The 13,226-nt window shown below is 39.2% G+C and carries 10 protein-coding genes; 5 read left to right on the forward strand and 5 right to left on the reverse strand.

From position 1 onward, the window contains the following. The first annotated feature begins 2 nt into the window (after positions 1-2). Positions 3-1,421, forward strand: a complete 1,419-nt coding sequence (locus Q4489_RS08620) for an FAD-dependent oxidoreductase (RefSeq protein ID WP_303479104.1) — start codon at positions 3-5, stop codon at positions 1,419-1,421. Between the two features lie 349 nt (positions 1,422-1,770). Here the strand turns inward: Q4489_RS08620 and Q4489_RS08625 are convergent, their stop codons facing one another. Both Q4489_RS08625 and Q4489_RS08630 read right to left on the reverse strand, forming a co-directional pair. Next, positions 1,771-4,335: an EAL domain-containing protein gene (locus Q4489_RS08625; RefSeq protein WP_303479106.1), complete on the reverse strand. Its 2,565-nt coding sequence runs from the start codon at positions 4,333-4,335 to the stop codon at positions 1,771-1,773. 88 nt (positions 4,336-4,423) lie between these two features. Next, the gene (locus Q4489_RS08630; protein ID WP_303479107.1) at positions 4,424-4,717 is read right to left on the reverse strand and encodes a hypothetical protein; all 294 of its coding nucleotides are present in this window, start codon (positions 4,715-4,717) and stop codon (positions 4,424-4,426) included. Between the two features lie 157 nt (positions 4,718-4,874). Between Q4489_RS08630 and Q4489_RS08635 the strand changes: the two genes are divergently transcribed. From Q4489_RS08635 to Q4489_RS08650, 4 genes are all read left to right on the forward strand, one after another. Then, positions 4,875-5,714, forward strand: a complete 840-nt coding sequence (locus Q4489_RS08635) for an isopenicillin N synthase family oxygenase (protein WP_303479109.1) — start codon at positions 4,875-4,877, stop codon at positions 5,712-5,714. Positions 5,715-5,834: 120 nt separating this feature from the next. Continuing rightward, positions 5,835-8,753 carry an RNA polymerase-associated protein RapA gene (rapA, locus tag Q4489_RS08640; RefSeq protein ID WP_303479110.1) on the forward strand — a complete coding sequence of 973 codons (2,919 nt, stop codon included), beginning with the start codon at positions 5,835-5,837 and terminating at the stop codon, positions 8,751-8,753. A 2-nt stretch (positions 8,754-8,755) separates the two neighbouring features. Continuing rightward, on the forward strand, positions 8,756-9,421 hold the full coding sequence (gene rluA / locus Q4489_RS08645) for a bifunctional tRNA pseudouridine(32) synthase/23S rRNA pseudouridine(746) synthase RluA (protein ID WP_303479112.1): 666 nt from the start codon (positions 8,756-8,758) through the stop codon (positions 9,419-9,421). A 149-nt stretch (positions 9,422-9,570) separates the two neighbouring features. After that, complete coding sequence (locus tag Q4489_RS08650) at positions 9,571-10,557, forward strand: DUF3530 family protein (protein ID WP_303479113.1); 987 nt, start codon at positions 9,571-9,573, stop codon at positions 10,555-10,557. Positions 10,558-10,585: 28 nt separating this feature from the next. On the opposite strand, the gene djlA is transcribed toward Q4489_RS08650, so the two are convergent. Genes djlA through Q4489_RS08665 form a run of 3 tightly spaced genes read right to left on the reverse strand, consistent with a single transcriptional unit; the run spans position 10,586 to position 13,055 of the window. Further along, complete coding sequence (gene djlA / locus Q4489_RS08655) at positions 10,586-11,377, reverse strand: co-chaperone DjlA (protein ID WP_303479115.1); 792 nt, start codon at positions 11,375-11,377, stop codon at positions 10,586-10,588. Further along, positions 11,377-12,063, reverse strand: coding sequence for an N-acetylmuramate alpha-1-phosphate uridylyltransferase MurU (gene murU / locus Q4489_RS08660; RefSeq protein ID WP_303479116.1), 687 nt, complete (start codon positions 12,061-12,063; stop codon positions 11,377-11,379). The genes djlA and murU overlap by 1 nt, the downstream gene beginning before the upstream one ends. Beyond that, positions 12,060-13,055 carry an aminoglycoside phosphotransferase family protein gene (locus Q4489_RS08665; RefSeq protein ID WP_303479118.1) on the reverse strand — a complete coding sequence of 332 codons (996 nt, stop codon included), beginning with the start codon at positions 13,053-13,055 and terminating at the stop codon, positions 12,060-12,062. The genes murU and Q4489_RS08665 overlap by 4 nt, the downstream gene beginning before the upstream one ends. Positions 13,056-13,226: the final 171 nt, after the last annotated feature.

Here is a 13,226-nt window from a genome sequence, read left to right on the forward strand (position 1 = left end):
TAATGAGTAAAAATGTATACCAGTTTATCGACGTAAATCGCATCGAACCGCCGAAAAAGCCGATAGATGAACGAAAAATCGATTTTGTTGAAATATATAATCCACTAAGTAGTGAACAAAGTTCAGGACAAGCAGACCGTTGTTTAGATTGTGGTAACCCTTATTGTGAGTGGAAATGTCCTGTACATAACTACATTCCACAATGGTTAGAATTAGTCACCGAAGGCAAAATTTTTGAAGCTGCTGATTTATGTCATCAAACAAATAGCTTACCTGAGATGTGTGGCCGTGTTTGTCCGCAAGATAGGTTGTGTGAATCAGCATGTACCTTAAACGATGAATTCGGAGCGGTTACCATCGGTAATATTGAAAAATATATTACTGATACGGCATTTGAACAAGGTTGGAAGCCTGATCTTTCAGATGTAGAACCTACCGGTAAAAAGGTTGCTATCGTTGGTGCTGGGCCTGCTGGCTTATCATGTGCCGATGTTTTAACACGAAATGGCGTTGACTGTGTCGTGTTTGATAAACACCAAGAAATTGGTGGTTTATTAACCTTCGGTATACCCTCTTTCAAATTAGAAAAAGAGGTAGTCAAACGTCGTCGCGGTATTTTAGAAGGTATGGGAATTGAATTTAAGCTCAACGTAAATGTGGGTGTTGATATTCCCTTCAGTGAACTAACCGATAATTACGATGCTGTTTTTCTTGGTATGGGTACCTATACCGATATGACAGGTGGTTTTGAACACGAAAGTGCGCTAGGTGTGTATAACGCACTTGATTTCTTGATTGCTAATACGCAACACATTATGGGTATCACTGAAAACGCAAAACCGTATGTCAGCTTTACTGATAAAAAAGTTGTTGTGCTTGGTGGTGGTGATACCGCAATGGATTGTGTCCGCACTTCTATTCGTCAAGGTGCAAAAGAAGTTACTTGTGCCTATCGACGTGATGAAGCCAACATGCCTGGTAGCCCTCGTGAAGTGCAAAATGCCAAAGAAGAAGGTGTTGATTTTCAATTTAATATTCAACCATTAGATGTTGCGGTTGATGAAAACGGCCAAGCATGTGGTGTTAAATTTGTGAAAACTCAATTAGGTGCTCCAGATGAAGCAGGTCGTCGCCGACCAGAACCCATTGAAGGAAGTGAGTTTATTATGGAGGCTGATGCTGTAGTAATCGCATTCGGTTTTTTACCAAGCCCACCTAAATGGATGCAAGATGCAGGCGTTTCGCTTGATGAAAGGGGCCGCGTGGTCGCCAATGCAGATAGTGAATTTGCTTTACAAACTTCCGCGCAAAATATTTTTGCCGGTGGCGATATGGTATTAGGTTCAGACTTAGTTGTTACCGCTGTAGATCAAGGTAGAAAAGCAGCATTAGGTATTTTAGATTTTGTACTAACTGAATAGCACAATAGTCAACCTATCTGTACACAAAGAGACGCATTTTAGCGTCTCTTTTTTTTAACAATTTTCACCTTTAGCTAGTCGTTAAGCATTCATCCTCTAAGGTCTGCAACTTTCTCTATTAAACGGTTTTATATTTATCTAATACTTTGTTACTGCTAGGTATAATTGAAATGTCGCAAGTTATTTACCTAAACAAAGTTATCGCAACATCGTTTGTCAAAATAATGCGGTATAACTCCTTAAAGTGCGGTATCAACGGGCGGAGTTGATCATCCGTCAATTAAATTAAGTATTATTACAAATGAAAAAATCGGGTGTGTTATCTGCGTTACGAGAAAAGTGGCTAACACTAACCTAAATATTGCTCGATAGCCTCTGCTGGCATAGGCTTATGAAAATAATAGCCTTGGCCATACATGCACTCCATTTGCAGGAGTAGGTTTGCATCAGCGAGGTATTCAATGCCTTCGCCGACAGTCCCCATTTGTAAATTTGTCGCTAAATCTATAATGGTTTTAATAATCGCTTGGTGATTGCCTTGTTTATGAATATTATTAATAAATGAGCGATCAATTTTTAACACATCAATAGGAAAACGATGTAAATAACTTAAGCTAGAATATCCTGTGCCAAAGTCATCTAGTAGTATTTTTACACCCATTTCTTTTAGCGCTCTCATGTTTTTTAATACCATGTCGCTATTTTCAAGCAGTGCTCTTTCGGTTAACTCCACCCGTAAATGTTTCGCTTTGATACCAACTTTTGTCAAAATAGCGGCAATGTCCGTTGGTAGTTTAGGATCGAAGAAGTGGTTGCCATATAAATTGCAACTAACGTACAGATCATCACGTTTAAAGTTGAGTTGCCATTGTTTTAATTGAAAACATGCTTGTTCCATGATTTGTAAATCTAATGCCAAAATAAGGTTAGTTTCTTCTGCGAGCGAAATAAATTCGTTCGGCATGACAAAACCTCTTTTCTCACTTTGCCACCTTGCTAATGCTTCAAAGCCAACAATTTTTTTATCGGATAAACGTACGATCGGCTGAAAATAAGGAAAAAATTCTTTTTTATCAATTCCTTCACGAGCATCTGCCTCTAAAGTCATCGCATTTTGCACTTTCTTATGCATGCTAGAGTCAAACACTTCATAACGCCCTTTCCCCATATCTTTCGCATGATACATCGCTATGTCAGCATCTCGCAGCATAGTTTCAGCATCTTGGTACCTTTCGTCGTTAAAAAGTACTCCCATACTAGTGCCAATGAACACTGGTTGGTTTTCAATTAGAAATGGCGTAGAAAGAAACGCAGTAATGCGCTCAGCAACATCATAAGCTTCTTGCTGCTCGACTAAATCTTCAATTAATATGACAAATTCATCACCACCAAGTCGCGCTACGGTATCTTTGGTTCTGACGATATCTTTTAAGCCTTCAGCAACTTTCTTTAATAACACATCTCCCGCATGGTGACCTAAACTATCATTGACCACTTTAAAGCGATCTAAATCTAAAAATAAAATAGCGAATTGCAGCTCTGGCTTTCTCACCCAACAAGCAATGGCGTGATTTAATAAATCTAAAAATACTGCTCTATTTGCCAGCCCTGTTAAGCCATCATGGGTTGCAGCATGCTTAAGCTTTTCTTCAATTGCACGGCGCTGTTTAATTTCTTCTTCAAGTTCAACAGTACGCAACTTCACTTGTTGCTCAAGTAGCTCTTGTGTTTGCCGTTCAAACAATGCCAATTCACGCCGTTTAATGGCGGTAGAAACGTGTTGTGAAACAAAGTTAAGCAGCTCGGCATCATTCTCATTAAAAATAATTCCCGATTGATAACTTTGAATAACCATTGCCCCTATGGCTTCTTCCGATTGCATCAAGGGCACGCCAAGCCAAGATTTAGTTTTCGTTTGTGGCTTTGCTGTTTCACCCTTTTCATACAATTCAAATATTTGCTGCCTATTTAACAGGATGGTGTCTTTTTGTTTAATGACTAATTCAGTTAAACCATTTGAAAATTTGCGAGGTGAAAATTTTTCAGCCAGATCTTCAGAGTCTTGCTCTGAGTAATAAACAAATGTAATGGTATTTTTAATACGGTTAAAATTAGCAATATAAAAATTTTCTGCATTAAGTAGTTGACCGACAATGTTATGCACCATTGCATAGAATTTTTCGATATCAATTGAAGCATCATTGGTTAATTCAGAAATCCGGTATAGAGATTCTTGTAATAACTCAGACTTTTCTCGTTCACGTATTTGCTCCATCAACTCATGAGTACGTGCATCTACAGCCTTTTGTAGACGTTCTCTATCTTGTAGTCGTGTCATAGCAGTAACGATATGCTGTGCGGTAAACGTTAGCATTTCAAGATCGTGCTCTTGATAACGTGTTTCTTCGTTATAGCTTTGTACCGCCATGACACCAATCACTAAATCATCACAAATTAAAGGCACACCTAGCCAGTCAGTTCCGATGGTGCCCACCGCTGTCAGCAAACCTTGATTTTGCATTTCATCCATTTTTTCTGGCGTCACTAATAAAGGCTTACCTGTTTCAATAACATAACTTGTCATTGAGCCTATCCATTCTTTATAGTCAACGGGACCAGAAGGAAAGCTGTCTTTTTCATCGATATCATAAACAAAGTTTAAAGTATTAAACGTTTGATCATACATAACAATGTAAAAATTTGGCGCATTCATAATTGACGCGATTGCTTTATGTACTTGCGGGTAAAAGGTATGAAGATCAGCACATTCATGCGAAAGCTGATTGAGGGTAAATAACGCAGTATATCGCCCTTGTAGCGTTCGGTACTTTTTCAGTAATGACAATGCTTCTTTTGCTAATGCATGATCATTATTTGGTAGTGAATTAGCGTCACTTGATGATTTATTACTCATATATCATTAAATTATCATAACTTTAGCAAAACCTCTAATTGGTATAGCTAGACTTTTGAACAATATTTGTCATGAATATGCTCGCTTTTTAATTATTTACCCCTTTTTCTTCTAGCGCTTGCATTTCTTCTTTGTTACCACAAATCGCATCTTGCTGACTGTCACGATAGTAGCGCATGTCAACACAGTTTTGTTGATAACGACGTTCTAATTCCGTGCGAATAATAGGTTTATCTTTCGCTGCATCAATTTTACCCTGTAAAGTTTTGCACTCTTGTATTTGTTCAGTGGCTAACGTAATGTCTTCACACGTTTCTGGGTTGCTTGAACAAGCCGTTAACAGACCGTTTGTTATTAACGCGATTACTACAGGCAATTTCATTATTTTTTCTTCCTAGATTCAATACATTATCCTTTCATTATAGCGATGTTTTTTATTCTAGATAGCTTTAGGCTATGATTATTTAAAATCTTTACCTGACCATTTAGACAGGTTTTGATATACTGAAAAAAGTACAACAACAGAATGAGTTTTCACTATGCAAGTTCAAGTGGTCGATTACCGTGAAAAAGACGCGCCGAAGCGTTTCGTCCAAAGTTTAAGAGATACTGGATTTGGTGTTTTAACGCATCATCCAATAAAACAAGAACTGGTTGAATCTATCTACCAACATTGGTATGACTTTTTTCAACATGGTGATCCAGAGCAATATGCTTATGATCCTGCAACTCAAGATGGCTATTTTGCTCCAGCCATTTCAGAAACTGCCAAAGGTCATCAGAAAAAAGACATCAAAGAGTATTATCATGTTTATCCATGGGGAAGAATTCCTGAGTCATTAAAAGAAGAAATACTTACCTACTATAAACTGGCAAGTTCACTTGCTGCTGAATTACTTGACTGGATTGAGCAATATAGCCCTGAAGATGTCGCTAAACTTTATTCTGAACCGCTTTCTTCGATGATTAATAATACGCCAAATACCCTGTTGCGTGTTTTACATTATCCACCGTTATCAGGTGAAGAAGAACCTGGTGCAGTTCGAGCTGCTGCTCATGAAGATATTAATTTAATCACTATTTTACCTGCAGCAAATGAACCCGGCTTACAAGTGCAACTTAAAGATGGAGAATGGTTTGACGTACCAGCAGATTTCGGACAATTAATTATCAATATTGGTGATATGCTGCAGGAAGCTTCGAAGGGATATTTTCCTTCTACAAGCCATCGCGTTATTAATCCTTCTGGCGAAGAAGCTAAAAAATCTCGTATATCTTTGCCGCTGTTTCTACATCCGCGCGATGAAGTTGTTTTATCAGAACGCCACACACAAGAAAGCTATTTATTAGAACGGCTGAAAGAGTTAGGTGTTAAATAAACCATCGTTGTGCAAACGCAATAAAAATCGCTATTTTTCAGAAAAATTAGATGATCAGCGCTATGATTAACGTTACCATAGCGCCCCTTTTTTACATCGCATTTTTTGGAGTTTATTTCTATGTCGTTTCAGCCGGGTCAACGTTGGATTAGTGATGGAGAATCAGACCAAGGATTAGGAACAGTTACCAGTGTCGAAAGTCGCTTTGTCTCAATTATGTTTACCGCGACTGGAGATATCAGAAAATATGCGATCGATAACGCACCGCTCACTCGCGTTATCTTCCAGCAAGGCGATATTATCCCTAGCCACGAAGGTTGGCAGTTATCTATTAGTGATGTAGAGGAAACCAATGGGATATTAACCTATCACGGCACACGTGTTGATAACGAAGCACCAGAAAGCTTAAAAGAAGTGATGATTGATCACTTTATTAAATTTAATAAGCCCCATGATCGTTTACTCAATGGCCAAGTCGACAGACTAGACTGGTTTCGTTTAAGAAAAGACAGCCTCAAACATCAATTCCAACAGCAACAATCCTTACTTACCGGATTAACTGGCGGTCGCGTTAGTTTAATACCGCATCAGCTTTACATTGCCGATGAAGTAGGTAGCCGATTTGCGCCACGAGTGTTATTAGCCGATGAAGTTGGCTTAGGTAAAACCATCGAAGCAGGGTTAATCATTCATCAGCAGTTAGTTACTGGTAGGGCACAACGTGTATTGATCATTGTGCCAGAATCGCTAACTCATCAGTGGTTAGTTGAAATGTTGCGTCGTTTTAACCTTCATTTTAGCATTTTCGACGAAACGCGCTGCCAAGAAATTGCTAACTCAGGCGATGAAGGTGAAACAGTTAACCCGTTTTCTTCAGAACAATTAGTGTTAGTGAATCTAGATTTTATCACTAAACAACCACAATGGTATGAGGCACTCATCGAAGAAGAATGGGACCTAATGGTCGTTGATGAGGCTCATCATTTAAATTGGCAAGTTGATAATGCAAGTATCGAATATCTTTGTATCGAACAACTCGCTCAAACAATTCCAGGGGTTTTACTGTTAACGGCAACGCCTGATCAACTTGGTCATGAAAGTCACTTCGCCCGTTTACGATTACTAGACCCTGATCGCTTCTATGATTATCAAACCTTCACAGAAGAAGAAACGCATTACACTGAAGTAGCAGATGCAGCTAACGCACTTGTTGCAAAAACTGCATTAAATGATCAACAACAACAAGTATTAACTTCCTTACTGGCTGAAAGTGATATCAGTGCATTACTTGCTGATCTTAATGGTGATGAAGCACAACAATCAACAGCACGTAAAACATTATTAAATCAGTTACTTGATCGACATGGCACCGGTCGTATTCTGTTTAGAAATAGCCGAAATACCATCAAAGGCTTTCCAGAAAGAAAGCTTCATGCGACTCCTTTAACGATGCCACAAGCGTATCAAGAAAGCATTGAAGACTTTTTATTATCTGACAGCCGAGAAAATTTGGTTGATAAAAAACAGGCACAATTTCTTAACACACCAGAACGCTTATACAGCTTAGCGTCTGTTGAACAATGGTACGACATAGACCCACGCGTTGATTACTTAACCACTTTATTAAAAGATCTAAATAAAGAGAAATTGCTGGTGATATGCGCACACGCTGAAACCGCAATTGAATTAGAAACGGCACTCCGCGTAAAAGCAGGTATCAGAGCAGCTGTCTTTCATGAAGGGTTAAGCATTTTCGAACGAGATCGTGCAGCTGCTTATTTTGCCCAAGATGAAGACAGTGCCCAAGTATTGTTATGTTCAGAAATTGGCAGTGAAGGAAGAAATTTTCAATTTGCCCATCATTTAGTGCTATTTGATTTACCAACCAACCCTGACTTACTCGAACAACGCATAGGTCGATTAGATCGTATCGGCCAAACACAAACCGTTAATTTACACGTACCTTATTTTGAACATTCAATGCAAAGCGCTTTATTCCAATGGTATCACCAAGGGCTAAACGCATTTGAACATACTTGTGTTACTGGCCGCGCCGTATTTGAAGCACAAGCAGAACAATTAGTAGACTTACAATTTTCACCTATTGCTGACGATGCATCAATCAAACAATTTGTAGATGACAGTCATACATTACATCTACAAATAAAAGCAGAGTTAGAAACTGGCAGAGATAAATTGTTAGAGTTAAATTCTTCGGGGCAAGGCCGAGCTGAAACGTTAGTTGATGAAATTATTCAGCAAGATAACCATACCCGTTTGCCGCAATTTATGTTTCAAGTATTTGACGTGTTTGGCATAGGACAAGATGACAAAGCAGACAATGCTATCGCCTTACAGCCTACAGAACATATGTTAAGCGGTAACTTTCCTTGTCTCCCTGATGATGGCACAACAGTCACTTTTCATCGCGATACCGCATTAGCTTGCGAAGATTATCATTTACTCACGTGGGATCACCCCATGGTAACAGGTGCAATTGATTTAGTGCTTTCTGACGATGTCGGTAATTCAAGTATTGGTCTGCTTAAAAATCCTGCGCTTCCTGCCGGTACCTTCTTTCTTGAATGTATGTTTACTCTTGAAGCAACAGCGCCAAGCCAACTGCAACTGAAACGTTATTTACCTACCACACCAATTCGGGTGCTGGTTGATAAAAATGGTAATAATCTTGCTGATAAAGTCAGCGAAGCGGTATTAGATCAACAGCTCATTCCAGTTAAAAAACAGGTTGCATTGCAATTAATAAAAGCATTGAAAGAGCAAGTTTCTCCACTGGTTGAAAAAGCTGAGGTTCACGCCAAGTCGCATATTGACCCACTTATCACTTCAGCCAAATCACTTATGACAGATAAGCTAACGCAAGAATGGCAAAGACTGTCAGCGTTAAAAGCTATCAATCCAAGTGTTCGTCAAGAAGAGTTAGACTTTATTAATCTGCAGCAGCAAGAGTTAACGACTTATATTGAAAAAGCACAATTAAAATTCGAAGCAGTCCGTTTAATCGTGGTGACTCACTAACAATGAGCGCAAACCCTGACTTTGTTTATTCACCGCCGTTATCTCCTTACCTTGATATACTTTATCGAGACAATGATATCGTCGTGGTGAATAAGCCAAGTGGTCTTCTTTCTGTACCAGGCAGACTACCAGAGCATAAAGACTGCCTGCAAACACGTGTTCAACGTGTACTACCAACGGCCACCATTGTACACAGATTAGATATGGCAACTTCTGGTGTCATGCTGATGGCTTTAAATAAACACGCGCATGTAGAAATTAGCCGACAATTTGAAAAAAGGTTAACGCAAAAATACTACCTTGCGCGTATTTTTGGTCATCCAGAGCAAAAAACAGGAACCATTGATCAGCCATTAATTTGTGACTGGCCAAATCGACCAAAACAAAAAATAGACCATGATATTGGCAAAAAGGCACTGACCCATTACCAAGTGCTTAGTGCAGACGAGAATACCAGTTTAGTGAAGTTAACGCCGATAACAGGACGCTCTCATCAATTACGTGTACATATGTTGTATCTTGGCCACCCTATACTTGGAGATAGATTATATGCCCACCCACAAGCACTAAGTATGAGTAACCGTTTATTATTACATGCACGTGAACTAACATTTAAACACCCAGTTCAGCAACAAATGCTAACCATCGAAGCCGTTTGCCCTTTTTAATACTAGGGTCTGTTGACCTCTCGTGTTTAGTTCGAACAACTTTTAATTTCGAAAAATCAACCGCCCCTAGGTAAAACGCTTGTTTTTAACAACAGTTTTTCGCTAAAGTGTCGATATAGTACCAATTGATATAATTATTAGGAATCGTAATGGGCATACTAACAAAAGCAGTACTTTTGCCTGTTACCATCAGCTTTATTCTTGCTAGCTCAGTTATTTCTACTCGTTCGTTCAGCCAAGAAAACCAAGAACAAGAAACACAACAAAGCACGAGCGAATCTACTCCAGAAAAAGCATCAAAAAATGCTTCAGAAAAAACGACGAGCAACGGTGATGCTGCACCCGTGACTAATGAACAACAATCACCTGAAAGACCCGACATATCACTACCTAAAGCATTACCTGAAATTTACGAGTTAGATTTAAAGCATTATTTACCAGAAGGTGAATATGAAAATATTATGGTCGGTGATAATGAACACGTTGCCTTAGTGACTACCCATGATAGCGAATTACCAAAAGGTATTGCCATTTTGATACCAGACTGGCAACAACCGGCTACGAGCCCTCAAGCTATCAACGAGTTACGAAAAATATTACCTAAGCAAGGGTGGACAACATTAAGTTTACAACCGCTTGATAAACCTGAAAACTATCCTTCAAACGCGCTTGACGATACAACTAAAACAGCAGAAAATGCAGAACAATTGGCTCAATATCAACAGCAACTAGCGCCGTTAATCGCCGCAAGTATTGAGAAAGCAAAAAGCTTTCCAGGGATTATTATTTTAATTGCTCAAGGGCAAAATGCTGCACAAATTTTGTCAATTTTACAGCAGCCTGAATTTGCTAAACCAAATGCTTACATTATGTTAAGTGCTTACATGCCAACGACACAAGAAACACAGATTGCCGCAGAACACCTGACTGAATTAACCTTGCCTATACTTGATGTTTCTTTGAAAGCTGACCATTTTCAGGTTCCTCGCAATGTGGCTCTACGTAGCAAGTACGTTAAACAACTTGCAAAGTCGCAATATCGACAAACAACCTTATTTAACTTCACTACCGGCTATTACGATGCAAATGCGTTAGCAACACAAATTAAAGGTTGGCTGACATCGCTTGGGTGGTAATTCGCTCAGGCACGTCGTAACCACATGGCTAACTTTTCTTTTTGTTGATCAATTCATACGCCGCCTGAATGTCTTGTGCCTGCTCTTTTGCAGATTCCATCATTTCAGGGGGTAGACCTTTTGCAACAAGTTTATCTGGGTGATGCTGAGCCATGAGTTTACGATACGCTTTTTTTATTTCTTGTGTTGAGGCCGAAGGAGAAACGCCTAGCAATTTATAGGCATGATCAAGTTGTTCTTGAGGTGACTGTCCTTGTTCTGCACCTTGATGAAACTGTGCTCCTGCCATGATCATTTCAAGCAACTTATCTAAATCACGCGCTGAAAAACCTAATTTTTTTGCTATCACATGCAAAGCTTCACGCTCGCTTTGCTCTAAACTGCCGTCAGCAAACGCAACTTGAATTTGAATTTCCACAAACATTAACAGCAAGTCTTGTCGGTGACCACAACGTTTTTTGAACGTTGTTAATTGTTTTTCTATAGGAAAGCCCGCCAATTTACCTTCACGAAATGCCTCTTGTGCTTGCTTCTTCATTTCAGCATTTAAACCAAGCTTATTCATATAGGCACTAGCAAAGGCGATCTCATGCTCTGTTACACGCCCCTTGGCTTTAGCGATATACCCCATGACGGTGAACGTGGTATAGAAAAAAGTTTGTTGTTTACTTTCTTCATCTTGCGCTGCAAATCGATCGAAATCAAAGCCAACACCTTTATCAAAGCGATGACCCAACCACATTCCTAATAACGCACCGATTATATGTTTACTCAGCATAAAACCGAATAAAAAACCAAGTACCTTGCCCCATATACGCATTAATAAAAACCTTCTAATTCTTTGTTAAGTAAAGCCAGACGTTCCGGAGTTCCTACATCTGTCCAGTTACTGGGTAACACACTGCCCGATACCGTCTGTTGATTAATTGCATCACGCAACAATGGTGCTAGCTTTGCTGGCTGACCTTTTTGACAGGTCGAAAATAAGCTAGCACGATAAATACCGATGCCACTATAAGTATATCGAGAAGCAGCATCTCCATTATTACTTACCTGCTCATCTTCCAAATTAAAGTCTCCTAAAGGGTTATGTTCAGGGTTTTTCACCAGCCATAAGTGTGCCTGTATTTGTTCTGCTAACTTAGGGATATCGTTAAAATGATAATCAACGTAGATATCACCATTGACCACTAGAAAAGGAGCGTTATTATTGTCAAGAAATGGCAGTGCTTGGCATATACCGCCAGCAGTTTCGAGTGCTTGCTCTCCTTCATGACTATACACAATGGATACACCCAATTGACGACCATCCTTTAAACATGCCACTATCTTATCGCCTAACCAAGCAGTGTTGATGACAAATTCACGAAAACCTGCTTGGCGTAGTTTTTCAATATGATGAACAATTAATGGCTTTCCTGCTACTGATAACATTGGCTTAGGCAAGCTATCAGTTAAAGGTCGCATTCTTTCGCCGCGGCCGGCTGCTAAAATCATAACCTTCATTTAACTTCCTTGTGCTCAACAAGCGGTAATACTTTATCAACGACTAATTGTTTTAGTGATGCAAGCTCAGGATAATGCTGACAAACGTCCACAATATAGTGCAAGGTCAACGGAATATCCTTCACATAACTTGGTTTATTATCGCGATGTTTTAATCGTGCAAATATTCCCGCCGCCTTAACATGACGTTGAATTCCCATTAAATCAAACCATCGATGCCATTGCGCAGTAGATATATTCTCTCCTGCTAATTGTTTACCATAGTGAACAATAAAATATTTCAATGCTTGTTCTACCACATCATCCGGCCATTTAACGTAGCAATCTCTAAGTAATGACACAACATCATAGGTAACAGGGCCAATCACTGCATCTTGAAAATCAATCACCGCGAGTTGCTGTTGATAGCACATTAAGTTTCGACTGTGAAAATCTCGATGCATTACAACTTGTGGTTGTGCCAATGCATTATCAACTAAACAGTCAAAACAGGTTGCTAGTGACTGGTGTTCTTCAGGTGATAAGGTGATATCTAAATGCTCTTTTAACAACCATTGTGTAAAAATATCGAGTTCCATTCTTACAAAATCAGCATCGTAGCGTGGTAAATTTTGTTGCGGAAGCATCGCAATAACAGGTAAAAGATCAATCGCACGTTGGTAATATTCAATCACAGTTTCTGGCGATAAAACATCAGCGAGTAAGGTATCCCCTAAATCCATTAAACAAAAAAAGCCATTCTCAGTATCGTGGTAAAAAATGTCAGGTTGCAGCACATTCGCTTGCGCTAAACGTTGTGACATCTGAACAAACGCTTTATTGTTGCAATACTGAGCCGGTGAATCCACCGCAATAAAAGACTGTTCATTTAACTGGAACCGAAAATATCGTCTAAATCCCGCGTCACCCGTTAAAGGCTGCAACGTAACTTGATTGCTTTTATGTTTTTCAGCTAACCAAACAGTTAGCTGCTCCTGTCTAACGTCGTGCAAAAATTTCTCCTACTGCTGACTAATACAATTAATATAATGAAAAAAGTAATCAGGAAAGACGAATTACCGTTTATTTATTGGGCTCACATTATCGCTATATGTACTTATATTTCGTTATACCGCTATAATAATGTTTCATTAGATAAAATTGCTATATTATTAACAACTTTA

This window comes from Thalassotalea sp. 1_MG-2023 (assembly GCF_030546745.1).
Classification (GTDB): domain Bacteria; phylum Pseudomonadota; class Gammaproteobacteria; order Enterobacterales; family Alteromonadaceae; genus Thalassotalea_C.